The 26,416-nt window shown below is 72.3% G+C and carries 26 protein-coding genes; 8 read left to right on the top strand and 18 right to left on the bottom strand.

Going from position 1 to position 26,416, the window contains the following annotated elements; genetic code table 11:
* Positions 1–155: 155 nt before the first annotated feature.
* The 8 genes from VFG42_RS19920 to VFG42_RS19885 form a co-directional block, all read right to left on the bottom strand.
* Positions 156–977 carry an SDR family NAD(P)-dependent oxidoreductase gene (locus VFG42_RS19920; protein ID WP_324910541.1) on the bottom strand — a complete coding sequence of 274 codons (822 nt, stop codon included), beginning with the start codon at positions 975–977 and terminating at the stop codon, positions 156–158.
* A gap of 10 nt (positions 978–987) precedes the next feature.
* On the bottom strand, positions 988–1,893 hold the full coding sequence (locus tag VFG42_RS19915) for an alpha/beta hydrolase (RefSeq protein ID WP_324910540.1): 906 nt from the start codon (positions 1,891–1,893) through the stop codon (positions 988–990).
* 3 nt (positions 1,894–1,896) lie between these two features.
* On the bottom strand, positions 1,897–3,609 hold the full coding sequence (locus VFG42_RS19910; RefSeq protein WP_324910539.1) for an NAD(P)/FAD-dependent oxidoreductase: 1,713 nt from the start codon (positions 3,607–3,609) through the stop codon (positions 1,897–1,899).
* Between the two features lie 65 nt (positions 3,610–3,674).
* Entirely contained in the window at positions 3,675–4,127 is a 453-nt protein-coding gene (locus VFG42_RS19905) for an SRPBCC family protein (protein ID WP_324910538.1), read from the bottom strand.
* Entirely contained in the window at positions 4,127–5,305 is a 1,179-nt protein-coding gene (locus tag VFG42_RS19900) for a flavin reductase (protein WP_324910537.1), read from the bottom strand. Before VFG42_RS19900 ends, VFG42_RS19905 begins: the two co-directional genes overlap by 1 nt.
* A gap of 4 nt (positions 5,306–5,309) precedes the next feature.
* A complete protein-coding gene (locus VFG42_RS19895; RefSeq protein WP_324910536.1) occupies positions 5,310–6,128 on the bottom strand; it encodes a 3-keto-5-aminohexanoate cleavage protein in 819 nt (272 codons plus the stop codon).
* The gene (locus VFG42_RS19890) at positions 6,125–6,484 is read right to left on the bottom strand and encodes a metal-sulfur cluster assembly factor (protein WP_324910535.1); all 360 of its coding nucleotides are present in this window, start codon (positions 6,482–6,484) and stop codon (positions 6,125–6,127) included. Before VFG42_RS19890 ends, VFG42_RS19895 begins: the two co-directional genes overlap by 4 nt.
* A gap of 1 nt (position 6,485) precedes the next feature.
* Positions 6,486–7,595: an amidohydrolase family protein gene (locus VFG42_RS19885; protein ID WP_324910534.1), complete on the bottom strand. Its 1,110-nt coding sequence runs from the start codon at positions 7,593–7,595 to the stop codon at positions 6,486–6,488.
* Positions 7,596–7,824: 229 nt separating this feature from the next.
* Between VFG42_RS19885 and VFG42_RS19880 the strand changes: the two genes are divergently transcribed.
* Positions 7,825–8,421, top strand: coding sequence for a TetR/AcrR family transcriptional regulator (locus tag VFG42_RS19880; RefSeq protein WP_324910533.1), 597 nt, complete (start codon positions 7,825–7,827; stop codon positions 8,419–8,421).
* Positions 8,418–9,713, top strand: a complete 1,296-nt coding sequence (locus VFG42_RS19875; protein ID WP_324910532.1) for a glycosyltransferase — start codon at positions 8,418–8,420, stop codon at positions 9,711–9,713. Before VFG42_RS19880 ends, VFG42_RS19875 begins: the two co-directional genes overlap by 4 nt.
* Positions 9,714–9,843: 130 nt before the next feature.
* Here the strand turns inward: VFG42_RS19875 and VFG42_RS19870 are convergent, their stop codons facing one another.
* Genes VFG42_RS19870 through VFG42_RS19860 form a run of 3 tightly spaced genes read right to left on the bottom strand, consistent with a single transcriptional unit; the run spans position 9,844 to position 12,944 of the window.
* A complete protein-coding gene (locus VFG42_RS19870) occupies positions 9,844–10,596 on the bottom strand; it encodes a trimeric intracellular cation channel family protein (RefSeq protein ID WP_324910531.1) in 753 nt (250 codons plus the stop codon).
* A gap of 19 nt (positions 10,597–10,615) precedes the next feature.
* The gene (locus tag VFG42_RS19865) at positions 10,616–11,926 is read right to left on the bottom strand and encodes an NAD(P)/FAD-dependent oxidoreductase (protein ID WP_324910530.1); all 1,311 of its coding nucleotides are present in this window, start codon (positions 11,924–11,926) and stop codon (positions 10,616–10,618) included.
* Positions 11,927–11,936: 10 nt separating this feature from the next.
* Positions 11,937–12,944 (bottom strand): NAD(P)-dependent oxidoreductase, encoded by a 1,008-nt coding sequence (locus VFG42_RS19860; RefSeq protein ID WP_414642419.1) that lies wholly within the window; start codon positions 12,942–12,944, stop codon positions 11,937–11,939.
* A 143-nt stretch (positions 12,945–13,087) separates the two neighbouring features.
* Between VFG42_RS19860 and VFG42_RS19855 the strand changes: the two genes are divergently transcribed.
* On the top strand, positions 13,088–14,722 hold the full coding sequence (locus tag VFG42_RS19855) for an MFS transporter (RefSeq protein ID WP_324910528.1): 1,635 nt from the start codon (positions 13,088–13,090) through the stop codon (positions 14,720–14,722).
* Between the two features lie 11 nt (positions 14,723–14,733).
* Here VFG42_RS19855 and VFG42_RS19850 read toward each other — a convergent pair whose 3' ends face one another.
* Positions 14,734–15,378, bottom strand: a complete 645-nt coding sequence (locus VFG42_RS19850) for an NAD(P)-dependent oxidoreductase (protein ID WP_349260442.1) — start codon at positions 15,376–15,378, stop codon at positions 14,734–14,736.
* Positions 15,379–15,999: 621 nt separating this feature from the next.
* Here VFG42_RS19850 and VFG42_RS19845 point away from each other — a divergent pair.
* The 4 genes from VFG42_RS19845 to VFG42_RS19830 are packed head-to-tail and all read left to right on the top strand — an operon-like array spanning position 16,000 to position 19,564.
* The gene (locus tag VFG42_RS19845) at positions 16,000–17,094 is read left to right on the top strand and encodes a hypothetical protein (RefSeq protein WP_324910526.1); all 1,095 of its coding nucleotides are present in this window, start codon (positions 16,000–16,002) and stop codon (positions 17,092–17,094) included.
* 6 nt (positions 17,095–17,100) lie between these two features.
* Positions 17,101–18,507 (top strand): hypothetical protein, encoded by a 1,407-nt coding sequence (locus tag VFG42_RS19840; RefSeq protein ID WP_324910525.1) that lies wholly within the window; start codon positions 17,101–17,103, stop codon positions 18,505–18,507.
* Positions 18,504–18,806 (top strand): hypothetical protein, encoded by a 303-nt coding sequence (locus tag VFG42_RS19835; protein ID WP_324910524.1) that lies wholly within the window; start codon positions 18,504–18,506, stop codon positions 18,804–18,806. Before VFG42_RS19840 ends, VFG42_RS19835 begins: the two co-directional genes overlap by 4 nt.
* On the top strand, positions 18,803–19,564 hold the full coding sequence (locus tag VFG42_RS19830; RefSeq protein ID WP_324910523.1) for a hypothetical protein: 762 nt from the start codon (positions 18,803–18,805) through the stop codon (positions 19,562–19,564). The genes VFG42_RS19835 and VFG42_RS19830 overlap by 4 nt, the downstream gene beginning before the upstream one ends.
* Before the next feature lie 146 nt (positions 19,565–19,710).
* Here the strand turns inward: VFG42_RS19830 and VFG42_RS19825 are convergent, their stop codons facing one another.
* The 5 genes from VFG42_RS19825 to VFG42_RS19805 all read right to left on the bottom strand — a co-directional run bounded on the left by VFG42_RS19825 (position 19,711) and on the right by VFG42_RS19805 (position 23,139).
* Positions 19,711–20,250: a TetR/AcrR family transcriptional regulator gene (locus tag VFG42_RS19825; RefSeq protein ID WP_324910522.1), complete on the bottom strand. Its 540-nt coding sequence runs from the start codon at positions 20,248–20,250 to the stop codon at positions 19,711–19,713.
* 103 nt (positions 20,251–20,353) lie between these two features.
* Positions 20,354–21,154: a hypothetical protein gene (locus VFG42_RS19820; protein ID WP_324910521.1), complete on the bottom strand. Its 801-nt coding sequence runs from the start codon at positions 21,152–21,154 to the stop codon at positions 20,354–20,356.
* A gap of 169 nt (positions 21,155–21,323) precedes the next feature.
* On the bottom strand, positions 21,324–21,821 hold the full coding sequence (locus VFG42_RS19815) for a MarR family winged helix-turn-helix transcriptional regulator (protein WP_324910520.1): 498 nt from the start codon (positions 21,819–21,821) through the stop codon (positions 21,324–21,326).
* A gap of 61 nt (positions 21,822–21,882) precedes the next feature.
* Positions 21,883–22,755 (bottom strand): VOC family protein, encoded by an 873-nt coding sequence (locus tag VFG42_RS19810; RefSeq protein WP_324910519.1) that lies wholly within the window; start codon positions 22,753–22,755, stop codon positions 21,883–21,885.
* A 9-nt stretch (positions 22,756–22,764) separates the two neighbouring features.
* Positions 22,765–23,139 carry a DoxX family protein gene (locus VFG42_RS19805; RefSeq protein ID WP_324910518.1) on the bottom strand — a complete coding sequence of 125 codons (375 nt, stop codon included), beginning with the start codon at positions 23,137–23,139 and terminating at the stop codon, positions 22,765–22,767.
* A 170-nt stretch (positions 23,140–23,309) separates the two neighbouring features.
* On the opposite strand from VFG42_RS19805, the gene VFG42_RS19800 reads away from it, so the two are divergent.
* Positions 23,310–25,619: an FdhF/YdeP family oxidoreductase gene (locus tag VFG42_RS19800; protein ID WP_324910517.1), complete on the top strand. Its 2,310-nt coding sequence runs from the start codon at positions 23,310–23,312 to the stop codon at positions 25,617–25,619.
* Here the strand turns inward: VFG42_RS19800 and VFG42_RS19795 are convergent.
* The gene (locus VFG42_RS19795; RefSeq protein WP_324910516.1) at positions 25,574–26,350 is read right to left on the bottom strand and encodes a Crp/Fnr family transcriptional regulator; all 777 of its coding nucleotides are present in this window, start codon (positions 26,348–26,350) and stop codon (positions 25,574–25,576) included. The two genes, VFG42_RS19800 and VFG42_RS19795, sit on opposite strands and share 46 nt — an antisense overlap.
* Positions 26,351–26,416: the final 66 nt, after the last annotated feature.

Genomic DNA, 26,416 nt, shown 5'->3' with positions numbered 1-26,416 from the left:
GCGAGGTCGCCGTACGACGGCGACGGTGTGTGTGCGACGACATCAGGGCCAGCCAACCAGCTTGCCCAGGGCCTGCCATCGGGCGTTTGACCCGACCCCGGCTGCGCCGCGAGTCGCACCGGGCAGTGGGTCATTCGTCCCGTACGGAGGCGACACTAGATCGGACGCGCGACGCTCGCCTCGAGCTTGGCGACGCGCTCCGCGACCGTCACGCCGGTCAGCCGCGGATGCGTGTAGATCCACTCGCGGTCCTCGGCGACGCCGGCGAACGCGGTCGCGGCGATCTCGCTCGGGGCCAGCCCCTCGGCGTCCAGCAGCGTCGCCAACCGGCGACGGGCCGGCTCGGCCCCGTCGGTCGGGGCGACCAGCGCGTCGACGGCGATGCGCGTCGCCACCGGTCCCGGCAGGAGGACCGAGACGCCGATGTCCGCCCCGGCCGCCGCGAGGTCGACGGTCAGCGACTCGGCCAGCGCCAGCGTCGCGTGCTTGCTCACGATGTACGCGCTCATCTCCGGGCGGATCGCGAGCGCGCCGATCGAGGCGACGCACACGACGTGGGCTCTTCGCCGGGCCTCGACCATCGGCCCGACGAACGCGCGCAGCGTGTTGAACACCCCGTTGACGTTGACGTCCTGGACGCGCCGCCACTGGTCGGCGGGCATCGTCCAGACCGCGCCGGCGTGCTCGACGCCGGCGTTGGCCATCAACAAGGTGACCGGCCCCAGCCGCGCCCGGACCGCCTCCGCGACCGCGTCGACCGCCGCCGCGTCGGCGACGTCGGCCGTCCACGCGACCGCGGTGCCACCGGCGGCCGTGATCTCCGCCGCGGTCGTCTCGGCGCGGTCGCCCACGACGTCCAGGACGGCGACGGGCAGGCCGAGCTCGGAGGCCGCGTGGGTCGCCGCGGCCGCGCCGATGCCGGAACCGGCGCCGGTCACGACCGCGCAACCGGCGCGCAGCTCCGCGATGCTGGTCACGGGCCTGCTCCTACGCGCAGACGCGCTCGACGAAGTCGCCGATCTCGTCGAGCGTCGCGCGGGCCTCCGGCAGCCGGTCGGCGAACAGCGTCCAGATGTGCGCCATGTCCTCGCCCTCGGTGTAGGTGGCGTCGACGCCCGCGGCCGCCGCCGCCTCCGCGCAGAGCTTCGCGTCGTCGCGCAGCACCTCGATCGAGCCGGCGTAGAAACGCATCGGCGGCAGGCCGGCCCAGTTGCCGAACACCGGTGAGAGGCCGGGCGCACGCGGGTCGCGGTCCCCGAAGTAGTCGGCGCCCATCCCGAGCAGCAGGTCGCGGAGCACGAGCGGGTCCTTCCCGTCGTTCTCGGTCCGCGAGGCGCCCGAGTGCGTGTAGTCGGCGACCGGCGACAGGCTCACGACGCCGGCGGGCAGCGGCAGCCCGTGGTCGCGGATCCACTGGACGAGCACGCACACCAGCCCACCGCCGGCCGAGTCGCCCGACAGGACGATCGAGTCGGCCGCGCGCCCCTCCTCCAGCAGCCGCGTGTAGACCTCGAGGCCGTCCTCGATCGCCGCCGGGAACGGGTTCTCGGGCGCCAGCCGGTAGTCGGGGAGCACGACGCGCGACCGCGTGTGCGCGCTGAGGTACCCGCCGAACGACCGGTAGCCGTGCGCCGATCCCATCAGGTAGCCGCCCGAGTGGAAGTGCAGGACCGTCCGCGACGAGCCCTCGCTCTCCGGGGTGCCGACGTGGAGCACCGGCACGCGGCCGGCGTAGCCGGGCGAGAACCGCGCCGTCTCGGGCACGGCCAGCTGCGCCAGCCACTCGTCGAAGATCCGCCGGGTCTCGGGGTAGCCGGGCACGGCCTGCGCCTGCCAGGCGTCCCGGAGCTCGTTGTTCAGGCGGTGGACGCCCTCGTTCTCCACGCTGGACATGGCTCAGGCCTCCACGGTCGCGGTGGCGCGGGCGGCCCGGAACTCGTAGCCCGGAAAGCCGTTCTCGGTGGACTCGGCCAACATCTTGTTGTAGGTGTTGACCCCGCCGAAGTAGAACATCACCCGCGCCTTCTTCCCCTCGACGTTCGCGCCGAGGAACCACGAGTGCCCGGCCACGCCGCCCATCAGCACGGTCGCGTCGATGGCCTCCTCGCACGCCTCGGCCCAGTCGTACGCGCACTCCCTGGTCACCTCGACCGCCGCGTCGCCGCTGTCGGCCATGTGGGCCATGACGCTGCCGACCCACTCGACCTGCTTGGTCATGAACGACTGGAAGTTGCCGAACGCGCCCTGCGGTCCCGCGAGGGCGAACATGTTCGGGAAGCCCGGCGTCGTCAGCCCGAAGTGCTGCGCCGGCTTGTCCGAGTCCCACGCCTCGCCGATCGTGACGCCGTCGCGCCCCTCCACGCCGAGGCGGATCAGCGCTCCGGTCACGGCGTCGAAGCCGAGCGCCCAGATGATCACGTCGACCTCGTGCAGCGTCCCGTCCTCCATCCGGATGCCGGTCGGCGTGACCTCGGCGATCGGCGTCTCGGGCAACGACACCAACTTGACGTGCGGGAGGTTGAACGTCTCGTAGTAGAAGTGCCCGGCGGGCGGACGCTTGCCGCCCAACGGGTAGTCCTTCGGGCACAGCCGCTCCGCGGTCTCCGGGTCGTGGACGATGGCGCGGATCCGGTCGCGGACGAACTCCGAGGCCTCGTCGTTGCAGGCCTGGTTCGTGGTCAGGTCGTCGAACGTCTCGAACAGGAAGCGGAACCCACCACGCTCCCACCCGTACTCGAAGATCCGGCGCCGTTCCTCCGGGTCCGGGACGTCCGCGCTGACGCGGTTGGCGGGCGGGAAGTACTGCCCGAACGGATGGTTGTACGCGTGGTCCCACACCGCGCGGTACTGGCGCTTGATCGAGTTGCGCTGCTCCTCGGTGGTCACGTAGTTGCGCGCCGGCAGGACGTAGTTGGGCGTGCGCTGGAAGACGACCAGCTCGGCCGCCTCCTCGGCGACGATCGGGATCATCTGGATCGCCGTGGCGCCGGCGCCGACGATCGCCACGCGCTTGCCCGCGAAGTCGGTGTTCCGGTCCGGCCACCGGTTGCTGTTGTAGGACTCGCCCTGAAAGGTCGTGGCGCCCGGGAACGGCGGGTCGACGACGACGCACTGCTGCCCCATCGCGCTGACCAGGAAGCGAGCGGTCGTGCTCGCGCCGTCCGACGTCTCGACGACCCAGGCCGCCGTCTCGTCCGACCAGCGCGCGCCGGTCACGGTGGTGTTGAACGTGATGTCGCGACGCAGGTCGAAGCGATCGGCGACGTGCGTCAGGTAGGCGAGCGACTGCGCCTGCGTGGGGTAGCGCTCGGCCCAGTCCCACTCGTCCAGCAGGTCGTCGTCGAAGTCATAGCAGTAGACCCACGCCTCGCTGTCGGTGCGCGCGCCGGGGTACCGGTTCCAGTACCACGTGCCGCCGACCTCCGCACCGGTCTCGAAGATGCGTGCCGTCATGCCCAGCCGTCTGAGCTCGACGAGCATGCGCATGCCGCTGTAGCCGGCTCCGATGATGACCGCGTCGAAGTCCGGTGCCGAGTCCATGCTCTCCTGTCCCATCTCTTCCTCCACGTTGGCGATCGCGCCCTGGCGGACGACCCATGGCAAGCTCACCAGCCCACGCGACGGCGTTCATCGGTCAAACGACGTGTTGCTCCGCGTCAGAGGACGCAGCGGAGCTACGCCTTCGGGCGCGTGGTGGCGAACCACTCCTGGAGCGCCCGCACGCCGGCGTCGTACGTCGCCACGCCGAAGTCGTGGGCAAGCTCCGGCTCGACGGCGGCATCGGCGTCGTAGCGCCCGCTCCACTCGACGAACGTGTCGCCCGTCGTGGTGATCGGGAAGACGCGGATCGTGGCGAGGTAGTTCCGCACGGGCCACGGTCCGTCGAGCATCTCGTACACGAGCGAGCGATGCTCGTCGTCGAGGCCGGCCAGGCGGGCTCGCGCCACGCCGCCGTTGGCCAGGCGTTGCCGCCGATGGGCTCCCACCGCCGCCGGGTCGGCGCCGTCGACCATGTCACACGTCTCCACGAACGGATGCCACTCGGGCAGGCCGTCGAAGCGGCGCACCAGGCGCCAGACGTCGTCGACCGGGGCGGCGACGATCCCGCTCGCGTAGGACCGCGCCATCAGAGCCGCCCTCCGGTCGCCTCCAGCACGCCGACCGCGTACTTGTGCACCGAGTCGTTGAACGCGCGGATCGCGCGGATGGCGTCGGCCCGGTCCCGAGCGGCCAGCGCGGTGGCGAACTCGATCGCGTGCTCGCTGAGCCGGTCGTGCAGCGTCGACCAGTCCATGCGCCACAGGATGCGGCCCATCACCGTCGGGACGCTCAGGCGCCGGTACTCGTCCAGGAGGACCGAGTTGCCCGACAGGCCGACGATGACCTCGTTGAACGCGCGGAAGATCTGAGCGGAGCGGTCGTTCTCCAAGCCGAAGTCGGTCGTCCCCTTCGGGCGCCGCGTGGCCTCGGCCGCCTCGACGACCGTCGCGATCTCCTCGTCGGTGAGCTCGTCGATCAGCGCGTCGGTCACGCCCATGAGCAGCGTCCGGCGGGCGTGCAGCAGCGTGACCAGGAGGTGCTCGTCGACGGGGGTGATCAGGTACCGCTCGGACGACTGACGCGTGACGAGGCCCTCGTGCGTGAGCCGCGCCAAGGCATAGGTGACGTTGGCGCGCTCGACGCCCAGATGCTCGACGACGTCCTCGACCAGCAGCTCGTTGTCGAGCGGGATCTCGCGCGCGAGCACGAGCTTGCGGAGCGCGTGGTAGGTCTCGTCGTCGCGCGAGGCGACGAGGCTGCGCAGGCCGTCGTCGAGTGCGCGCAACGAGGCGCCGGTCCGAGCGCGCACGTCGACGACGCCGGCGACGTAGACCCGTACGTCGCCGACCGTGCACGCGTCCTGCACGACGCACTCCAGCTGCGCCGCGGCCTCGCGCAGCAGCGGGGTGCCGCTCGACGAGCCGCGCGCGACCGAGAACCACTCCAGGCCCACGTCGCCGTTGCCGGCGAAGCGCCGGGTCATGGCGTCGGCGGGGCCGTCGAGGAGGTTGACGGCGAACGCGCCGACGGCGTCGAGGCCCTCGGCGGTCCGGCCCTCGCCGTCCAGCGCGACGAGCAGCCGCGGCGGATCGTGGGAGATCGTCGACACCGTGCGGGCGAGGCGCCCGATCAGGGTGCCGCCGAAGGCCACGGTGACCGCCGCGTCGGTGCGCCCGAGATGCACGAGGGCGTCGTGCGCGACCGACTCGTGGAGGCTCTCGCGCGACGCAAGCACCCCGGGGGCGGGCGCGATGCCGTCGGACATGGCCTCAGACCACCGCCGGCAGGGCCAGGATCTCGCGCGCCTGCGCCGGGCCGGCGGCCGGCCGGCCGAGGCCCTCGGCCAGCTGGACCGCGCGGCGCACGAGCGGCGCGTTGCCGTCGGCGAGCACGCCCTTGCTGATGTGCAGCGCGTCCTCGAGGCCGGCGCGGGCGTTGCCGCCCAGCGCGAGGCCCATCGCCGTCAGCTGGAGGTTTGCCTTGCCGATCGCGATCACCTGCCAGTTGGCGTCGCTGGGGATGCGTGAGGCCATGAGCAGGAGGTTCTCCGGCGTCGCGGCCATGCCGCCCGGGACGCCGAGCACGACGCTGAACTGCAGCGGATCGGCGAGCAGGCCGGCGTCGCGCAGGCGGAGGCAGACGTCGAGGTGGCCGGTGTCGTAGATCTCGAGCTCCGGCTTGACGCCCAGCTCGAGCATGCGGCCGGCGAGGCGCTCGACGTCGGGCAGCGGGTTGGAGAACTCAGCCCGGCCGAACGTCATCGAGCACACGTTCAACGTGGCCATCTCGGGCCGCAGCTCGACGAGCCGCGCGCGCTCGCTGAGCGGGACGCCGAGGCCGACGCCGGTCGAGAGCTGGATCAGGATGTCGCAGCGCTCGGCGATCAGGTCCATCGCCCGCCGGATGATGTCCGGGTCGGTCGTGGGCCGCTCGTCGGGCCCGCGCAGGTGGAGGTGCGCGACGGCCGCGCCGAGGTCATGCGCCTCGGCGACCGCGTCGGCGATCTCCTCCGGGGTGACCGGGAGCGTGGGGTTGTCGGCCCGGGAGGCGATCGGCCCCGTCGGCGCGACCGTGATGACGGCGGTCATCGGACGCCCGCCTCGGCCGCGCGAGCCGCGAGCAGGCGGCGTCGGCGCGCCCGCGCGCGCGGGTGGATGTCGTCGGGCGACCAGTCCAGCCCGGCGTCGGAGTGCACCTCGACCTGCTCCACGCCCGGGAGCTCGAGGATCAGCCGCCGCGCCTCCTTGGTCATGTAGGCCACCATCAGGCACTGCGGCGAGCTGAGCCGCAGGTCGACGTCGACGCGGTCGGCGCCCTCGGAGATGCGCACGTCCTTGATCAGCCCCATCTCGACGAGGTTCATCGGCGAGACGGTCGCGGCGCTGCACGGATCCACGATCTGCTCGAGGCAGCCGTAGATCCGCGCCTGCAGCTCGGCAGCCATCTCAGGCCGCCGCGGGCGTCAGGGGCCGGGCGTTGGACCACGGCGCCTCGAGCTCGGTGACGTCGGAGAAGGCGTCGCCCCGCTGGCCGGCCTTGATCGCGTCGAGGTCCAGGCCGTGCAGGCGGCAGAAGTTGCCGGCGAACAGGCCCTGCTTGTCCTCGTCGGTGATCTGCTCCAGCGGGATGTACAGGCCGTAGCGCTCCAGGAGGTCCTCCGGGAAGGTGAAGGCCTTCATCGCCTCGACGCACGGGCGCGGGTGGTACTGCGTCGTGCCCGTGCCCCAGAACAGCTTCTGCATGACGGCCTGGCCGCCCTCGTGCATCAGCCCCAACATGATCTGGGCCATCACGCGCGGCCGGCGCGCGACGACCATGTTGAGGTTCTCCATGTTCACGTAGATGTTGGGGAACCGGGCCAGCAGCAGGGCGGTCTCCTCGATGAACGCGACGCCGCCGTGGACGATCTCGAAGTTCATCTCCGGGAAGTGGACCGCCGCGCCCTCGAAGTCGCTCGGGTTGAAGGCGTCGCCGAACTCGATCGGCTCGATCGGGATCGACTTGTGCACCGCGACGTGGCGCAGGCCCAGCTCGAGCGCCTTCTCGATCACCGGATAGGCGATCTTGGGGTCGTTCATCTTCCACGACTCGATCTTGCCGTCGTGCCAGCTGGCCGGGTACATCTTCAGGCCCAGCGCGCCGCCGTAGGGCTTGAACAGCTCGACCTGGCGCTCGAGCTCGACGAGCGCGTCCTTGCCGCGCATCGGGTCCACGCACGCGTAGCCGCCGACGAACCGCGTCGGGTAGCGCTCCAGAGCGTCGAGCGACTTCTCCAGCGAGCTGAGGCCGTCCTTGAACGAGAAGACCGGCAGCGACATGATGACCGCCGCGTCGGTGCGGCTCTCCCGGAACAAGATGTTCGCCAGCTCGTCGACCGTCCAGTCGCGCATGAACAGCTCGCGGTCCAGCTGGTAGCCCTCGTCGGCCGCCGTGCTGGCGAACGCCGCGGCCATCTCCGCCATGGCACGCGCGCCCTCGGGCTCGGCGTAGTTGCTCTTGTCGAAGTTGAACGGATGGACGACCGCGTCCAACACGAAGAAGTCTTTGTCGGCCATGCCGGCGATGCTGCCGGGCAGCGCCCGCCGCGTCATCAGGCACCCGACGGATCGGCCACCGGCCGACATGGCAACGCCGGCACGTCATTTGTCGCGGGGAGCCGCGGCACCAAACCCCGTGAACGTCGACGCGGCGAACGCGAGGTTGGACGCGACACGGAACGTGCGGCCGAAGTCGGCGCACGCCGGGCTTGCCCTGTGCCCACCATTTCACTAGCATCGTTTTCAAATGAATTTGCCGGAGCGGCCCAAGACCCGGCAGTACCGCATGCGAGAGCGCGCCGCGTCGACCGCCGCCACCCGGCAGCGGATCATCGATGCGACCCTCGAGCTGTACCTGGAGCAGTGGTTCGACGACATCACGCTCAAGCAGATCGCCGCGCGGGCGGGCGTGGCGCTGCAGACGGTCGTGAACCACTTCGGCACCAAGGAGGACGTCGCGGCGGCGGTGCTCGAGTATCAGGCCGAGGGCCGGCTGGCACGGCCGCCCGCGACGCCGGATGACGTGGCGGGCGCGATCGACATCCTCATCGATAACTACGAGCACGTCGGCGACGCCGTGATCCGGGCGCTCGCGCTCGAGGTGCGAAGGCCGGCGCTGCGCACGTTCCTCGACGGCGGGCGGGCGGACCACCGCCGCTGGGTCGAGGCATCCTTCCCCGCGGCGTTGACGGGGCTGCGGGGCGCCGCGCGGCAGCGCCGGCTGGACCTGCTCGCCTGCGCGACCGACGTGTACACCTGGAAGTTGCTGCGCCGCGACCGCGGTCTCGGCGCGGCAGCGACGAAGAAGGCCATCCGCGAGCTGGTGGAGGCGCTGCACCCATGAGGATCGTGCTGTTCGCCCACGGCACCCGCGGCGACGTCGCGCCGATCGTCGCGCTCGGCTGGGTGCTCACCCGGGGTGGCCACGACGTCACGGTCGCGGTGCCCGAGGAGTTCCGCGCCTTCGTCGAGCAGACCGGCCTCCGAGCCGCGCCACTGCCCTTGGACATGATGGCATGGCTGCGGACGCCAGAGGGGCAGCAGCTGCTCCAGACCGGCGGCCTCACCTTCATGCGCCGCTGGGCGCAGGAGTACCGGCACCACGCGCCCGAGCTCGACGCCGCGCACCGCGCCGCCGCAGAGGGCGCCGACGTGCTGGTCGGCAACCACATCACGATCGACCGCGCCGTCGCGCTCGGCGACGCGCTCCGTGTCCCGGTCGCGATCTACGTGCCGTTCCCGCTGGCGCCGTCGCGCGAGTACGCGCCGTTCACGACGCGCGGCCGGCTGCGCTCGCCCACGCTGCGCATGGCCGCGCACGAGCTGTCCATCCGGGTCTGGTGGCGCGAGGTGTCCGGTCCGGTCGACGCGTTCCGGGCGGAGCTGGGACTCGCGCCGAGCGCGGCGCCGACCATCCGACGGCTGATGCGCGACCCCCGCCACCTGGCGCTGTACGCGCTCAGCTCGAGCCTCTTCCCGCGGCCCTCCGACTGGCCCGACCACATCGCGGTGACGGCGCCCTGGACCCTGCCGGCGGAGCTGCGCGACGATCTCGGGGAGACCCTGCCGGCAGACCTGGAAGCCTGGCTCGACGCGGGCGAACCGCCCGTCTTCCTCGGCTTCGGCAGCATGCCCGTGCTCGACCCGCGCCCCCTGCTCGACGACATCGCCGCCGTCACCGAGGGGCTCGGCCTGCGGGCGATCGTCAGCGAGAACTGCGTGCCCGCCGACGACGAGCTGCCGGACCATCTCTTCGCGGCCGGCACCGTCGACCACGACCGCCTCTTCACCCGCTGCTCCGCCGCGGTGCACCACGGCGGCATCGGCACGCTGCACGCCTCGCTCGGCGCCGGCCTGCCGACGATGGTCTGCTCCATCCTCGGCGACCAGCCCTGGTGGGGAGAGCACATCGTCCGCCTCGGCATCGGCGCGCATGTCCCGTTCCGGGATCTCGACCGCGACCGCCTCCGCGCCGGACTGACCACGCTACGCGCTCCAGGAGTCGCCGGGCGCGCCGAGGCCTTCGGTGCCTCGATCCGAGCGGAGGGCGACGGCCTGGCCGCGGCCGGTCGGATCTTCGAGGACTGGCTGCGTTGGCCACTGCCCCCGGCCCGGCGCCAACGGACGCCCGCATAGGAGCGAAGCACTCACGCCTGCGCAGGACGTGGTGCTCGACGATGCGCGGCGAGCGTCACTCGAGGTGACGCCAAACCCGCCGGCCGCGGGGGAGCGTCGGTGAGCGGCCAAGGCGGCGGTCGCGCACGACCTACGGGCCGCCCGGCCGCGAGGACCGCCCGCCGGAGGACGAGCGGCGCCTCCATCGCTCCGACCCCTGACGGCGCAGCCGGCTCGCGGCCTGGCTCAGCCGCCCGTCGCCCTGCCCGCCCTCGCGCTCGCTGGGCGCGATCGGGACGCTGACGTCGTAGTGGAGGCTGACGAGCCGCACGACGACGCACACGGCCACGCCGAGGATCGGGAAGACCGGCCCCGTGTGGCCCGTCTTCTGGGCGAGCACGAGCACGCCCGCCCCCAGCAGCGCCGGGATCGCGTACAGCTCCTGCCGCAGGACGGTCGGCACCTCGCGCAGCAGGACGTCGCGGAGCATGCCGCCGCCGATCCCGGTGATCGCCCCGAGCAGGATCGCCTGCGCCGGGCCCAGCCGGAAGTCCAAGGCCTTGGTGGAGCCGGTGACGCAGAAGAGGCCGAGGCCGAACGCGTCGAAGACCAGCACGCTGCGGTTGACGCGGTCCAGCAGCGGCCGCGCGAAGAACGAGACGAGCCCGGCGGCCCCCGCGGCCACCAGGTAGCGCCAGTCGCGGAACGTCGCCGGCGGCGTCCCGATCAGCAGGTCGCGCGTGATCCCGCCCGCCAGCGCCACGACGGCGGCGAGCACGACGACGCCGAACATGTCCAGCTTGGCGCGGACCGCGGCCAGCCCGCCGCTCAGCCCGAAGATGAACGTGCCCGCGAGGTTGAGCGCCAGGATCAGCGACGGGTTGAAGCCGGCCGGGATGTCCATCGCCGCGGAGAACCTCGCCTCAGCCGGGCCGCGACGGCGACGCGGTCCGGGCCGTCACCTGCCGCAGGGTCGTCGACTGCTCGTAGCGCGCCCGGCCGAAGAGGCTGAAGACCCAGTGGAACAGCGCGGCCACGCGACTCTTGAAACCAGTTAGGAACACCAAGTGCACCGTGAGCCAGATCACCCACCCGGGCCGTCCCCACACCTGGACGCGGCCGCGCTGGCCGATCGCGTACCCGCGCGAGATCGCCGCCAGCGATCCGAGGTCGCGGTACTGAAAGCGACGCGGCCGGGGATCGCCGCCCAGCCGCCGGTCGATCTCCGACGCGGCGTGCAGCCCGGACTGCATCGCGACCTCCGCCAGGCCCGGCAGCCCGTCCAAGGACATCAGGTCGCCGACGACGAAGATCTCGGGATGGCCGGGCAGGGTGCAGTCGGGCTCGACCTCGACCTGCCCGTGGCGGCCGAGCGCGGCCCCGGCGCGCCGCGCGAGCAGCGCGCCCAGCGGCGAGGCCTGCACGCCGGCCGACCAGACCTTGGTCCGCGTGACCAGCCGGCGCCGTGCCCCGTCAGACCCCTGGACGTCGATCCCGTCGGCGTCGACGCCGACGACCATCGCCGACGGCTCGATCTCCACCCCCAGCTCGCGCAGCCGGTCGGCCGCCCGCGCCGACAGGCGCTCGTCGAAGGCGGGCAGGATCCGCGGCGCGCCGTCGAGCAGCACGATCCGCGCCGTCGCCGGGTCGATCGCGCGGTAGCGCCCGCGCAGGCTCTGCCGCGACAGCTCGGCGATCTGGCCGGCCAGCTCCACCCCGGTCGGCCCGGCGCCGACCAGCGCGAACGTCAGCCACGCGGCGCGCCGCTCGGGGTCCGGCTCGCTCTCGGCCATCTCGAACGCGCCGAAGATCCGGCCGCGGACCTCCAGCGCGTCGTCCAGCGACTTCAGGCCCGGGGCGTGGACGGCGAACTCGTCGTGGCCGAAGTAGGACGGCGCGGAGCCGGCGGCGACGATCAGGCTGTCGTAGCCCAGCGCCGTCTCGCCGACCGGCGAGCGGGCGGTCACGACGCGCGCGGCGGCGTCGACGTCGACGACCTCGCCCAGCACGACGCGCGCGTTGGGCTGGCGGCGCAGGACCTCGCGCGTCGGCGGCGCGACGTCGCCCTCGGACAGGATCCCGGTGGCGACCTGGTAGAGCAGCGGCTGGAAGAGGTGGTAGGTCCGGCGGTCGACGACCGTCACCTCGCACGGCGCCCCCTCCAGGCGGCGAGCGGCGAACAGCCCCGCGAAGCCGGAGCCGACGATCACCACGCGATGGACGCCCACCGCCATGCCGCCCGGGCTACCCGGCGGCCGGGAGCTTCATCTCGTACACCGCGGCGAGGTCGTCGTCGGCGTGGGTTCGGGACACGTCGCCGATCCGCTCCAGGACGGCGTCGAGCACCGGCAGCTCGACCGAGTTGGCGCTCGCGACCTCCCGGACCAGCTTGAGGTCCTTGAGCGCGAGCCGGACCGGGAACCCGGCCGGGTACTCCTCGCGCCGCATCTCGCCGAGCTTCTCCACGCCGTAGGAGCAGCCCAGCGGCCCGCCGTCGAGCAGCTCGACGAAATACCGATCGTCGAGCCCCATCAGCCCACACAGATGCATCGTCTCGGCCAGCGCCGCGACCATCGCGATCATCCAGTGGTTGGCCGCCAGCTTCAGGCGCGAGCCCATACCCGCCGGACCGACCCACTGGACACGCGACCCGAGCGCGGCGAACACCGGCTCCAGCGGCGCGTGCGTGGAGTCCGGTCCGGAGGCGAGGATCGTCAGCAGCCCCTCCTCGGCGGGATGGGTGCTGCCCGAGACCGGCGCGTCGACCAGCGTCACGCCGTGCGCGGTGGCGATCTCGGTGAGGCGGTCGGCCTCGCCGGCCCCGACGCTGCTCATCTGCAGCCAGATCGTCGTCTGCGGCCAGTCGTCGAGCAGCGGCTCGACGACGTCCAGGACGATGTCGGCCGTCGGCAGCATCGTGATCACCGCCCGCGCGTCGCGCACCGCCTCGGCCGCCGTCGCGGCGACCTCGGCCCCGCGCTCGGCCAGCGGCCGCGCGTGGTCGATCGTGCGGTCCCAGACGACGACCGCCAGACCCTGGTCCAGCATCCGATGGGCCATCGCCGTTCCCATCAGGCCGGTGCCCAGCACGGCGACCGGCCGGTCGGCTCCACTCATGACGACCTCCTCGTCAGCTCGGTTCCGGCGTCGTCGCGACCGTGGTTCCCGGTCGGCGGCGCGCGCAGACGCGACCGATGCCCGAACGTCGCGGACACCGGCGCATCGGCGGCCACGACCATGGGCCCCGTGCACCTCACGGCGGCCGACCTCGACTCTTCGCGCTGCTTCCCCTGCTTCCCAGCGAGTCGCGGCCGACGCGACGTTCCATCCCGGCGAGACGCATGCCGACGCGTCGGTGACCGCGGGCCGATGGCACGGCGCGGCTTGAACCCGGCGTGGCCGGCGTTCACCCTGTCGTCATCAGCGCGCCAGCGCCCCATCGAAGCGACAAGAGCGCCGAGGGATCGCCGTGGGCGCCGCTGCGGATCGCGGTGTTCCGTGCCCTGTGGCTGGCGTCGTTGGCCGGCGTCACCGGGAGCTGGTTGCAGACGGTCGGTGCGCAGTGGCTGCTCGTGCACCGTCCGCACGCGTCGGTCCTCGTGGCGCTCGTGCAGACGGCGAACGCACTCCCGTTCGTGTTCTTCGGCCTGATCGCCGGGGTGCTGGCGGACACGCTCGACCGTCGCCGGTTGTTGATCGCGACGCAGGCGGGCGTGGCGGCGTTCGGCGCGCTCCTGGCGGTGCTGACGCTCGCGGACAAGATGCCCCCGGCGCTCTTGCTTCTGTTGATGTTCCTGATGGGCTCGGGCGCCGTGCTCGGGAACCCGGCCTACCAGTCGCTGCTCCCAGAGCTCGTCCCCCGCTCGGAGGTCCCGGCCGCGGCCGCGCTCAACTCGATCGCCATCAACGCCGCCCGGGCGGTCGGCCCGGCGATTGCCGGGGTGCTGATCGCCCAGGCCGGAGTGGGCGAGACCTTCGCGGTCGGTGCGGCCTGCGCCCTCTGCTACGCGGGGGTGGTCGCCCTCTGGCGGCCGCCAGAGGCGAAGGTGAGGACCCCCGAGCCGTTCAGCGCGGCCATGCGGGCCGGAGAGCGGTACGTGCGCCATGCGCCGGTGGTCCGGCGGATCATGTTTCGCGCGGCCTTGTTCCTCGTACCCGCCAGTTCGCTCTTCGCGCTGCTGCCCCTGATCGCCTCGCAGCGGCTCGGGCTCGGGTCCGGAGGCTATGGCCTGTTGCTGGCCGCGCTCGGGGCCGGGGCGATCGGGGGCGCGTTGCTCTTGCCCTGGGTCCGCTCGCGGATGTCGGCCAACGAGATGATCACGGCCGCCGGCGGCGTCTACGCCGTCGCGCTCGCGGTGATCGCCGTGCTGCGAGACGTCGTGCCTGCGGTGGTGGTGCTGGTGCCCGCCGGCATCGCGTGGGTCGTCGTGCTGTCCAACGTGAACGCTTCGCTGCAGCTGTTCCTGCCGGCCTGGGTTCGCGGGCGCAGCCTGGCTGCCTACCAGGTGGTCCTGTTCGGAAGCCAGGCGCTCGGCGCTTTGCTGTTCGGAGCCCTCGCGGGCGGGCTGGGCCTTGTGCAGGCGCTGCTGATCGCCGCCGGGATCGCGGCCGCCGCGGCCGCCACGATTCGCATCTGGCCGTTCATCGACACCAGCGGGATGGACCGCAGCACCGTCGTCTACTGGCCCGAGCCGCAGCTCGCCGCAGACGTCGACGCCGCCGGAAGGCCCGTCGTGGTCACGGTCCTCTACAGGGTCGCGCCGGCGAACGCACCGCGATTCCTGGAGGCGATGGCACGCGTGCGCGAATCGCGCTATCGGACCGGAGCGATCAGATGGGGTCTGTACCGGCAAGGCGAAGACGGTGAGTCCTACGTCGAGCTGTTCGCCGTCCCCACATGGGAGGAGCACCAGCGCCAGCACCACGAGCGGCTCACCGGAACCGACCGTGACTTCCAGCGGCGCACGATCGACCTCGCGGAGACGCCGCCGGAAACCAGCCACCTCATCTCCGTGGACGTCCCCGACTGACCCGGGCTGGTCTACGCGTCGCGGACGGTGAAGCGCTCCTGACGGTGAGCGGGGCGCTCGATCTCGTCGAGGATCGCCATCGCCATCGTCCCCGTGGTCACCCGCGAAGCGCCGTCCGGTGCGACGAGCAGCTCGTCGCGTCCGAGCACCACCTCGCCGGCCTCGCCGGGAACGAACGTCTCGGAAGGAGACACGGCAACCCATTCGACGTTGTCGACCCACTCGAGGAACCGCAGCTCCTTGAGCTGGCTCTCCGGCGTCGCGATCCATGCCCGCGCTTCGGGGGCCTTGCGGAGATCCTCCACCAGCAGGTGGTGATCCTCTCCGGTCATCAGGCTCCCCGCGCCGACGATGAAGACCAGCCGGGGCGCCGTCGTCTCGCGCAGGAGGCCTATGACGCGGGCCGCGAGGTCCAGGTGCCGGTACGCCTGCGCCGGCGCCGTGGAGAACGCGTCGACGACGACGTCGAACGCGACCAGGTCTTCGCGAACGAGGGCGAAGGCGTCACGGTCGAGTACCGGGACGTCGCCACCGAGCAGCTCCCGCGCCTTCTCCGGATGCCGCACGATCGCGGTCGCCTCATGCCCGCGGCCGACGGCCTCCGCGAAGATCGCCCGTCCGGCGTTGCCCGTCGCCCCGATGATTCCGACGTTCATACCGCCCTCCGTTCGCCGATGTGTGCCCACGGACGATACGCCGGGTCGCCGCGGGTCGGCCAAACCAAGGCATGCCGGCTCGACCGAACAGCGGAACGCAGCACTCAACGGTGATGCACGGCGGCCACCTCTCCAGCGGGCGGCGATGAAGCCTGCGCGGCACCCCTGCCCGCCAAGCGCCTCGCTCGACCATCGACGACCAAGCGGCGTGGAGCATCGGCCGCCCGGCAAGGCACAGCCTCGCCGCGCTGGTCGCGCCCGCCGCCCGCGGGAACGGTTTGGCGGCGAGCGCGGCCGCCGCGGCGTGCCTTAGGGCACCCTAATACATACACCCCTAGACCTTCGACCAGTACGAGTTAGGGGGCCCTACATGTGAGCGAAGCATCGGCTACTGTGCGCGACGTTAGGGCGACCTAATGACGCAGCGGGAACAGCGCGGGAACGCACATCCCTCTCAAACCAGGAGCACCAACAACAATGACAAGGATGATCCGTGGGGCCGGGCGGTGCCGGACGGGCACGCTGGTGGTGGGCGCCATTGCCGCCTCAGCGCTCATGTCCGGACCCTCGACGGCCCTCGCGGCCTCGTTTGACGTCGGGTCGGGGAGCCTGACCTGGAACGTGCCGCACGAGCCGTCTCCGGGGACCGGCACGCTTTCGAACTACGCGGTTGGCATCGGCGGCGGCAGCGTCACGGCGACGTCACCGGCGGCCGGTGCGACGATCACGGCGGGCTCGCAGCCGGCGGCGGGCGCTGGGGTGAAGTACCCCTACATCTTCCCGACCACGACCACCGGCAGCCCCGCGACGACAGCGGGCACGTCGGGCACGTATGACCCGGTGGCCAAGACCGGCGCCATCAACTTCGCCGGCACGCTGACGTTCACGGCGCACGGCCAGACGTTCTGGTCGGTCGTCAACCCGCGGCTGCAGTTCGACGCACCCCAGTCGGTCCGGCTGATCGCCAACGGCCAGATCGCCGCGGGCGCGATCGGCTCCAACACGCCGCCGGCCGACTACGGCACCACCGCCGCGCGCCAGACGGTCTTCGCGCTCGACGGCACGCAGGCCCAGACGACGGTCAATCCCGACGGGTCGTACACGATCAGCAACCTGATCCCGTCCGGCACGCCCGCGGCCGCGCCGACGAGCTTCCTGAGCTCCTCGACCGTGTTCGACAGCATCCGCACGTGGTTCACGATCGACCGGCCGAACCAGTCGTTCAGCGTGACGTTCGCGCCGAAGGCCGAGGACCCGCCGACGCCGCCGGCCCCGACGGGCTCGGACCAGACGCTCGGCGTCAGCGGCACGGTCGGCAGCGTGCTCGACCTGAAGCTCAACACGACGGCGGCGAGCCTCGGGAGCTTCGTCCCGGGCGTGGCCAACAACTACGACGCGTCGATCACCGGCACGGCGACGTCGACCGGCCCGTCGGTCCTGACGGTCCGCGACACCGGCGCGAACGCCGGCTTCCTGCTGAACGGCACCACGCCGCTGGCCGCCGCGCTGAAGGCGTGCGCGACCACCAGCGCGGCGCCGACGTGCTCGTACTCGACGGTCGGCGCGACCGCCCAGCAGCTGCTGGCGTTCCCGTCCAGCGTCGTGGCGGCCCCGCTGACCGTCGGCCTGCGCCAGGCGATCGGCGCGACCGACGTGCTGACGGCCGGCACCTACGGCAAGACGCTGACGTTCACCCTGTCGGCCGGCACGCCGTAGCGAGGGATGGCGATCCGCATCGGAAGCTCGACCCGGATCGCCGGGCTCTCCGCGGTGGTGCTCGCGCTCGGCGCGGGCGCCACCGCCCAGGCTCGGCCCGTGGCGCTCTGGGGCTGCCACGGGCCGGTCGGCCAGCCGCTCGGCGCCGCGGGCCTGGCCACGACCACGGGCGGGGACGGGACCGCGACGTCCCCGAGCGTGTGCGATGGCGGCGCGCCGCTGGTCGCGTCGTTCTCGCGGCCCGACCCGGCCGGCGGTTCGACGGCGGGCTGGCGCGCCGACGTCCCGAACGGCACGACGCTGACCGGCGCTCAGCTGGTCCGGACGATCGTCCCGGCGACGGCGCCCTACGCCGACGGAACGCCGCAGCGCTACCGGCTGCGCAGCAGCCTCGCGACGCTCGAGTCCGTCAACCTGCTCGACGCGTGGGCAACGCCGCCCGGCGCCTTCGGCGCCGCGGCGAGTGGCGGCTGGGTCGCGGCCGGCGTTGAGTGCGCGCGGCCCGCGGGCGAGCGCTGCGGCGCCGGCTCGGCCGGCGCGGTGCGGGTCGATGCCCTCGTGCTGGAGGTCGACGACGCCGACGCGCCGAGCGGCTCGGTCGGCGGCGTCGTCAGCCCAGCGCGAGGCGCGCTGTCGCTGACCGTCAACGCCGCCGACGCAGGCGTTGGCGTCGCCCGCGCCCAGGCCCTGCTCGACGGGCAGCCGGCAAGCGAGGTCGCGCTCGACGACCGCTGCGCCGACCTCGACGGCGGCGCGACCGCAGAGCCAGACCTCCCGCTCGCGGGGTGCGCCCACCAAGTCACAGGCGTTCCGATGCGCGTCGACCTCAGCCACATCCCGCCCGGCACCCACCACCTCGTCGTCCGCGTGCTCGACGGCGCCGGCAACGCGGCCGCCGTCTACGACGGCGAGATCGCGGTCGCCGGTGCGGATCCGGCGTTCGCCTCGAGCGTCAACGTGGTGGTCGGAGACCCGCACGCGCCGGCCGCGGACGCGTCCGCGGGGCCGGTCGGCGGCGCGGGCACCCCGGCGACCCCGGCCACCGGGGTGTTCCCGCAGTGCCTACGCCCGCGGTTGTCGATGATGTTGGACCAGCGCCCGCGGCGCATCTCGCACGGCCATCCGGTCCTGCGCGCGGGTGGCCGTTACCGCTTCCGTGGCAGGCTCACCTGCGTGGCCGCCGGAGTGCGTCGCAGCGCGCCGCGCGGCGTTCCGGTCGAGATCCTCAACAAGGTCGGCCGGCACACGTTCGGCGTGACCGGCGCCACGACGGCGACGGGCGGGAAGCTGACCGTGATCCTGTCCTACACGTCGTCGCGCACGCTGATCTTCCGGCACCGCTCGGCGAAGGGCACCAGCGAGGTGCGGATCGTGATCGTCGTGGCCAAGAGCACGAAAAAGGCCGCGCGGTGAGGCGGCGGATCGCGCTCGGGGTCGTCGGAGCGGTGGCCGCGGCGCTCGTCGCGGCCGCAGGCGGCGCGGCCGGCACGGGCGTGACCGGGACCGTCGACGGCATGGTCGAGCTGTCGCTGAAGCGCACCGCGCCCGACCGAGTGGAGGCGACCGTCACCGCCACCGTCGCCCCCACGCGGCTCAGCGCCGACGGGCGAGAGCTCCACACCTACGACAAGCCGATCACCGGCGCCCGCGCCGCCGCACGCGCCCGCGGCACGACCGAGTTGACCATCACCTACGGACCTCAGAGCCCATGACCCGCACTCACATCGCCGCGCTCGCGTTCCTGACCGCCGCCATCGGCGGGGCCGCCGCGTCCGCCGCGACCACGACCGCCTCCGGCGGCCTGGCGATCTCGCCCGCCATCATCGAGCACACCGCCGCACCGGGCGCCGTCGGGCAGCTGCGGGTCGCCAACGGGTCGAACCGGTCGATCGCGGTTCGGATCCGCGCGCGCCCATGGGTGCAGGCGCGCTCCGGCGCGGTCGACGCCGACAGCCGCCGGACGCTCCCTCAGATCCGCCTCGGCGCCACCGCGTTCACGCTCGCGCCGGGCGAGGCGCGCACCGTGGCGGCGACGCTGCTCTCACGCCCCGGATCGGACTCGCTCTACGGCGCCATCGAGGTCCTCGGAACGCCGAAGGGAGGCAGCACGGCCAACGGCGTCAAGGTCCGCTACCGGCTGCTCGGCGGCCTGCGCCTGAGCCCGACGCCGGCCCGGCGCAAGCTCCGCGTACGCGTCGGGCCGGCGAGCGCCGACGGCACCAACGCCGTCCTTGCGGTGCGCAACCTCGGCAACACGGTCGAGCCGATCAGCGGCGCGAGCCGCATCGTCTCCGCCTCCGGGACGCTGCGCGACACGATCGCCGCCCAGCGCATCCTTCCCGGCAGCCTCGTCGACCTGCGCCTGCACCGCGGCCGCCTGCCGCGCGGCACCTACACCGCAACCGTCACGCTGCGCCAGGCCGGGCACAAGATCGCCTCGGCCACCAAGCGGTTCCGCGTCACCCGCTGACGGGCCATCCGCGCGCCGAGCGCGACCTGCTCCTGGGTCAAGCCGCACGCGATCCGCGTGGCACGCAGGTTTCGCCGCAGAACGAGGAAAGCCCCGCAGGCCTTTGCGGTCGGTGCGGCTGCTCCAGGCCTGGACCGAGGCGACGCTCAGCGTGCAAACGCCGCGATCGTCCGATCGACGCTGTCGTCCAGGAGCACCTCGTCCAGCGGGCCACCGGTCAGGAGCAGGCGCAGGTAGGCGGGCGCGACCAGGTACTCGATGACCGCTTCGGCGTCGGCGCCCGCGGGCAGCTCGCCGCGTTCGATGGCGCGGACGGCGACCGTCGCTGAGCCTGCGGTCCGGGCCCGATAAAACGCGGTGCGGGCTTCGGACCTGCGCGGATCATCCCCGGCGAGCGCGACCGCGGCCCGTGCCAGCCGCTCAACCTCCGGCCGGCGCAGCAGAGCCATGATCTGCGCCAGAAGCGCGCGCAAGTCGCCACGCAGCGATCCCGTGTCGGGCAGCGGGTTCTCGACAACTGCCAACTCACCGATGGCGGCCGCTGCCAGGTCGGCCTTCGTCGCCCAGCGGCGGTACACCGTGGTCTCCGCGACACCGGCCGTCCGGGCGATGTCGGCGACGTTCATCCCGTCGTAGCCGTGCTCGAGCAGTGCCGCGAGCGCGGCGTCCAGGACCGCCGCGCGCACGCGCGCCGACCGGCCCCCCGGCCGGGATCTGCGAGTGGGTTCCGAGCTCACCGCGTCCACCCTGCCAGGTCACCAGAGACGGCGGTGACCACGCGCAGCTCCTTCATGGTCCGGGCGGAAGCGCCTCGGGCTCGTAGTTGATCGGGATCAGCAGGTCGCTGAACCAGCGGTGGAACTCGCAGGCGAGATGCATCTGATGCTGCTGAATCATGTGCGGCAGCAGCAAGGCGGGGAACTCGACCTCCAGGCGAGCGTGCATTCCGTCCTGGTGATCGCGGAGCTGATGACGAACACCGCCGATCTCGGTCCCGTCGGCGAGGCAGCAGACGCCAACGATCTGCTCGGGAAACAGCGGGTCGGGACGCGAGGTCAGACCGTCTTCGACGCCGTAGCGCACGAAGAACCGTGAGGCCATCGGCGAACCGCCCGTCGTCTCGACGACCTCCTGAACACTGCCCTCATGAGCCTCGAGGACATGGTGGTCCGGGTTCGCCGCGAGCGTCATGTGCCGGTTGCGTCGCGAGTTGTGCAACATCAACCCGAAGTAGCGATCCCGCATGTCGGCGGCCACGCAGCCGTGCACGAACATCTCGATCACGCTCGACCGGCGCCGACCGCGACCGGCCATGTTCATGACCTTGGTCGAGCCCGCGGTGAGATCCACCTGGCGCCGCATCTTCGACCGCAGTGCGTCGACACCAATGCCGAGCTTCAGATCGACCAGCGCGTCGCGCATCTCGGCGACGTCGCGCGCTCTGCCCCGCTCGTCACGGGCGATGTCGGCCTTGGGCAGACCGAACGCGCGTCGCAACGAACGCGCGACACGCACGATGCGCCGAAGCTCCCACTCGTGGATCACATCGACGGACACGAGTCGCCCGCCCACATACGTCTCGACGCTCACCGCGCTCTCCCTCCTCGACCGACCGCGCTTCGCGGCCATTTCCCGAACGAGATTAAAGCTAGCGTTCTAGCTTTAAGGATGCGAGCCCCGAGCCGCGGCGCCGCCGGCGCCGAACGCCCGAGCAGAAGGAATGCCGCCCAAGCCGGCCGCAAAGGTGCAAGGGCGTCAGCTAGCCCACGCCGGAGCAGGTGTCGGCCCCGTCGTCGCCCCCACCGAGCCGCGCGAGCATCCGCGCCAGCGCGCCGGCAAGCGCGGCGGTCTCGTCGTCGTCCAGCGCGAACGCGAAGTCGCGCTCGACCGCGGCGCGGACGGTCGCCTGGGCCTTGCGCACCTGCGCGAGGCCGCGCCGCGTCAGGTGGGCGTTGATGGCCCGAGCGTCCGACGGGCACGGACCTCGCTCGACCAACCCGCGGCGCTCCAGGATGTCGACGATGCGTGACACGCGACCCAGGCTGAGACCCATCGCCGTGGCAAGGTCGGTCAGGCGGAGCGTGCGGCGCTCGGCCACCGCCAACCGGCCCATCAGCCCGATCATGCTCAGGCTCAGAGCGTGCTCGGCCTCGAACTCCTTGTCGTGAACCTGCTTGATCCGGCCGGCGAGCTCGACGAACGCCGTCCAGGCGGCGAGCCGCTCAGGCGCCCAGTCGGCTGCGATGCCGTCGCCCATCACGTAGGTCGCGCGACGGGCCGCGTCGGTGTCGTCGGTGGCGCTCATCGTCCCTGCCAGCTTAGGCTGACAGGGTGAAAGCGTTGCCCGCTGGGTCGTGCCGCAGCGCACCGTCGGCTCTGCCGCTGCCGTCGTGGGCGCGGATCTCGAAATGGCGCAGGCCCGCCGTGCCGGGCGGAGCGGGCCGCGCGTCGGGTCCCTGCCAGACGTTCAGGGCCAGGCGGTGCGGGAAGCTGCCACCCGCCGACATGTCTCCGGCCCCATGGGCCGGGGCGACGATGGCAGGCGTGAAGCCGACCACGTCGGCGTAGAACGCCAGCGACCGCTCCAGGTCCGAGACCGTCAGGTGGACGTGGCCGATCCGCGCCTCGGGCGCCATCGGCCTCTCGTACGAGCCGTCGCCGAGATGCGCGAAGACCTCCTGCAGGTCGAGCGCCTCGACCCCGGATCGCAGACGTCCGTCGCGATCGACGACCATCGGGCGCCCACCGACGGTCGTGAACTGGTCGACCCGGTCGATCGTCTCGAAGCTCAGCTCGAGGCCGATGCCGTCGGGATCGTCGAGGTACGTGGCCCAGTGCATGACGTGATCGGTCGGCGACTGCGGGTAGCGGGCCTGGGCGATGCGGCCGAGCACGCGCGCGAAGTCGGCCTCGCTCGAGAGGTGGATCGCCAGGTGGTAGAGGCCGGTGCGCCCGCGGCCGGCCGCCGGGCGGACCGCGCCGGGGTGCAGCACCACCAACTCGGCGTCGTCGACACCGAGATGGATGGCCTCGCCGCGACGATCGACCTCCCGGAGGCCGATCAGGCCCTGCCAGAAGCCTCGGGAGCGGGCCTCATCGGTGATGTCGAGGTGCACGGGGCCGAGCGTGAGCGCGTCCTCGGCCGTCGTGCGGGCGGCGCTCGGTCGACGGGCTGGAGCCATGGGGGACATCGCGGCCCCCTACAGCGAATGCGGGCCGAAGCGCTCGATGGCCACGAAGAGGGCGAGGGCACCCAGGACCAGGTTGGCGGGGACCATCTGCGCCTCGCCTCGACCGACGTGCGTGCGCGCCGCGCCGATCATCACCAGCACGAGCCCGGCGGCGGCAAGCGCCGTGAGGACCGGCACGACACCGAGCGCCGCCGGGAGGATGAGGCCGATCGCCGCCAGGACTTCGAGCGCGCCGATCCCCTTGACCTGCACGTCGGAGAAGTCTCCGGCCCAAGCCATCGGGCCTTCAACGAGCTTCTCGCGCGGCTGGCCGAGCTTCGTGAGCCCGGCGAGGAGGAACACGGTGGCGAGCAGGATCTGCACGATCCAGATCACGGCTTCCATCAGAGCGTCCCTGCGTCCAATTTACTTGTCATGACAAGAGAATAGCGAAAGAGCTTGACATGACAAGTTTCAGGGGCCCGGCGCTCGCCGGGACCACGGTCACAGGGACCGCGACGCGCGGCCTGTAGCCTCAGGCCGATGCGCCGACACGCGATGCGCGCCACCCGGCGTTGACCCGCCGCCCACCACGTCCCGGCGCCGGATCCGACGAGCGGCCGCCGACGGTCTCGGGTGCGAGCGGTCACGCCGCCGGGCTCCCGGCCGTCCTCTCGGCGATGCGCCACTCCCTGCGCGAGATGGGCGTCGCCCGGACCGCGCGAACGCTGTCGCTGATCAACCAAGCCGGCGGCTTCGACTGCATGGGCTGCGCGTGGCCCGACCCCGAGCACCGCCACCACGCGGAGTTCTGCGAGAACGGCGCCAAGGCGGTCTCCGAGGAGGCCACGCTCCTGCGCGCCGGCCCGGACCTCTTCGCGCAATGGCCCGTCGCCGAGATGGCGGCCCAGAGCGACTACTGGATCGGCAAGCAGGGTCGCCTCACGCACCCGTTGCACCTCGCGCCCGGCGCCGACTCCTACGTGCCGATCTCCTGGGATGACGCCTACCGGCTGATCTCCGACCGTCTCAAGGCCCTCGACTCGCCGGACGAGGCCGCGTTCTACACGTCCGGGCGCACGTCCAACGAGGCCGCCTTCGCCTACCAGGCGCTCGTCCGCGCGTTGGGCACCAACAACCTGCCCGACTGCTCCAACATGTGCCACGAGTCCTCGGGCGTGGCGCTGACGCAGACGATCGGGATCGGCAAGGGCTCGGTCTCCCTGCAAGACGTCGAGCACGCCGACCTGCTGCTCGTCGTCGGCCAGAACCCGGGAACGAACCACCCGCGTATGTTGTCGTCCTTGGAGGCGGCCAAGAGGCGCGGCGCGAAGATCGTCTCGATCAACCCGCTGCGTGAGGCGGGTCTGACGCGCTTCGACAACCCGCAGAAGGTCCGCGGCATGCTCGCGCGCGGGGCGCATCTGGCCGACCTGCACCTGCCGATCCGCATCAACGGCGACCTCGCGCTGTTCCGCGCGGTCAACCACCTCATCTTGGCCGCCGACACCCTCGACCACGCGTTCCTGGCCGCCCACGTCGATGGCCTTGAGGCTCTACGCGCAGAGCTGGCCACCATCGACTGGGACGAGACCGCGCGCGTCACGGGCCTGGCGCGCGCGGAGGTCGAGGAGCTCGCACGCCTCGTCATGGCCTCCGAGCGCACGATCGCCTGCTGGGCCATGGGCCTGACCCAGCACCGCAACTCGGTCGCGACGATCCGCGAGGTCGTCAACACCCTGCTGTTACGCGGGATGATCGGCAAGCCCGGCGCCGGCGCGTGCCCCGTTCGCGGCCACTCCAACGTGCAGGGCGACCGCACGATGGGGATCTGGGAGAAGCCCACGACCGAGTTCCTGGACCGGATGGAGGCCGCGCTCGGCTTCCCGATGCCCCGCGAGCACGGCGTCGACGTCGTCGAGACGATCGAGCACATGCGCGACGGCAAGGTGAAGGTGTTGATCGCCATGGGCGGCAACTTCCTGTCCGCCTCGCCCGACACCGGCGCGACCGACGCCGCGCTGCGCCGCTGCGAGCTGACCGTCCACGTCGCGACCAAGCCCAACCGCGCGCACCTGACCTGCGGGCGTGAGGCGCTGCTCCTGCCGGCCCTGGGCCGCACGGACGTCGACGTGCGCGCCGGGCGCGAGCAGTTCGTCACGGTAGAGGACTCGATGAGCGCCGTGCACGCCTCGCGGGGCAGGCTCAAGCCGCCGTCGGGTGAGGTCAAGTCCGAGGTCGCGATCGTCTGCGAGCTGGCCCACGAGGTGCTCGGCCCGGACCGTGTCCCGGTCCCGTGGCTGTCATGGGCTGACGACTACAACATGATCCGCGACGCGATCGCCGGGGCGATCGCGGGCTTCGAGGACTTCAACAACCGCGCCGAAGACGGCTTCGTCCTCCCCCATCCCCCGCGGGACGCGCGTGAATTCCGGACGCCGAACGGGCGCGCGCAGCTGATGGTCAACCCGCAGGAGGTCGTCGAGGTCCCGGACGGCCACCTGCTGCTGCAGACGTTCCGCTCGCACGACCAGTACAACACCACCATCTACGGGCTCAACGACCGATACCGCGGGATCAAGGCCGGGCGCCGCGTCGTCCTGATCAACGCCCACGACCTGCGCGACCTCGGGTTCGCCGACGGCGACGTGGTCGACCTCGTCGGCCCCGGCGACCGCGTCGCCGAGCGCTTCCGCCTCATCGCCTACGACACGCCGCGCGGCTGCGCTGCCGCCTACTACCCCGAGACCAACGCGTTGGTGCCCCTCGACAGCGTCGCGCTGGAGTCCGGCACCCCGACCTCGAAGTCGGTGCCCGTCAGGCTCACGCCCCACAGAGCTCAGGCGGCCAGCTCGTCTCCCGCGCCGCCCGCGGCGAGACGATGAAGGGCCGCCGGGTCGACCAGGCGCAGCGGCCCGGCCGGGCCGCCGACGCGATCGACCAGCCCGTCGTGCTCCATGCGCTTCAGGGCGCGGGACACGACCTCGCGGACCGAGCCGACCGCGCCGGCGATGTGGTGATGGCTCTTGCGCACCACCATCGCGCAGCCGTCCCACTCGGCCAGGTTGAGGAGGTGGTGAGCGACCCGGCCGCTGACCGGCAGGAAGAGGTCGGCCGCCAGCGAGCGGTGCGTCTCGGCCAGCCGCGTCGCGAGATGGACGGTGACCTCGCGCGTGACGGCAACGTCGTGCTCCATCGCGGCGCGCAGCCGCGCCGGCCGGATCTTGAGGACCAGGCTGTCCCGTAGCGCCTCGCCGTCGTGCGCCGCGCCACCGAGCATGCGCCAGCGCTCCGAGGAGCGCCGCCCGAGCTCGCCGGTGCCGCCGAGCAGCATCTCCTCGAGGCCGACGACCGCGCCCGAGGACGCGTAGCGAACGGTCACCTGGCGGTCGCGTCCGTTGACGTAGCTTCTCAGCAGGCCGTCGACGACCAACGCGAGCGTCACGGTCTCCTCGTGGTGCGCGCCGCGGTAGAAGATCTCGCCGGCGGCCAGGCGCGTGAGGCGGGCGTCGTCGAGGAGCAGTCGCGCGGCAGGATCGGGCAGGCGCGCCAGGAAGCTGTCCTCCCACGCCTCGCGCACGGCCCACGGGAACCGCTCCGTCCCGACGCCGCTCACGCTGCTCGCCTCTCGCACGATCGTCCGCCTCCTTCGTTGACCCGGTCGTCCCAGCATGTCGCCCGT

The sequence above is a fragment of the Baekduia sp. genome (assembly GCF_035685985.1).
Taxonomy (GTDB): Bacteria; Actinomycetota; Thermoleophilia; order Solirubrobacterales; family Solirubrobacteraceae; genus Baekduia.
The sequence above is the reverse complement of the archived record's forward strand: the minus strand, read 5'-3'. Positions and strand labels throughout refer to the sequence as shown.

Coding starts and splice junctions, on each gene's coding strand:
- VFG42_RS19915 (WP_324910540.1), bottom strand. CDS start 1,893: ATGTCCAGCGTGGAGAACGAGGGCGTCCACCGCCTGAACAACGAGCTC.
- VFG42_RS19905 (WP_324910538.1), bottom strand. CDS start 4,127: ATGGCGCGGTCCTACGCGAGCGGGATCGTCGCCGCCCCGGTCGACGAC.
- VFG42_RS19900 (WP_324910537.1), bottom strand. CDS start 5,305: ATGTCCGACGGCATCGCGCCCGCCCCCGGGGTGCTTGCGTCGCGCGAG.
- VFG42_RS19895 (WP_324910536.1), bottom strand. CDS start 6,128: ATGACCGCCGTCATCACGGTCGCGCCGACGGGGCCGATCGCCTCCCGG.
- VFG42_RS19890 (WP_324910535.1), bottom strand. CDS start 6,484: ATGGCTGCCGAGCTGCAGGCGCGGATCTACGGCTGCCTCGAGCAGATC.
- VFG42_RS19885 (WP_324910534.1), bottom strand. CDS start 7,595: ATGGCCGACAAAGACTTCTTCGTGTTGGACGCGGTCGTCCATCCGTTC.
- VFG42_RS19880 (WP_324910533.1), top strand. CDS start 7,825: ATGAATTTGCCGGAGCGGCCCAAGACCCGGCAGTACCGCATGCGAGAG.
- VFG42_RS19875 (WP_324910532.1), top strand. CDS start 8,418: ATGAGGATCGTGCTGTTCGCCCACGGCACCCGCGGCGACGTCGCGCCG.
- VFG42_RS19870 (WP_324910531.1), bottom strand. CDS start 10,596: ATGGACATCCCGGCCGGCTTCAACCCGTCGCTGATCCTGGCGCTCAAC.
- VFG42_RS19865 (WP_324910530.1), bottom strand. CDS start 11,926: ATGGCGGTGGGCGTCCATCGCGTGGTGATCGTCGGCTCCGGCTTCGCG.
- VFG42_RS19850 (WP_349260442.1), bottom strand. CDS start 15,378: ATGAACGTCGGAATCATCGGGGCGACGGGCAACGCCGGACGGGCGATC.
- VFG42_RS19840 (WP_324910525.1), top strand. CDS start 17,101: ATGGCGATCCGCATCGGAAGCTCGACCCGGATCGCCGGGCTCTCCGCG.
- VFG42_RS19830 (WP_324910523.1), top strand. CDS start 18,803: ATGACCCGCACTCACATCGCCGCGCTCGCGTTCCTGACCGCCGCCATC.
- VFG42_RS19815 (WP_324910520.1), bottom strand. CDS start 21,821: ATGGGCGACGGCATCGCAGCCGACTGGGCGCCTGAGCGGCTCGCCGCC.
- VFG42_RS19810 (WP_324910519.1), bottom strand. CDS start 22,755: ATGTCCCCCATGGCTCCAGCCCGTCGACCGAGCGCCGCCCGCACGACG.
- VFG42_RS19805 (WP_324910518.1), bottom strand. CDS start 23,139: ATGGAAGCCGTGATCTGGATCGTGCAGATCCTGCTCGCCACCGTGTTC.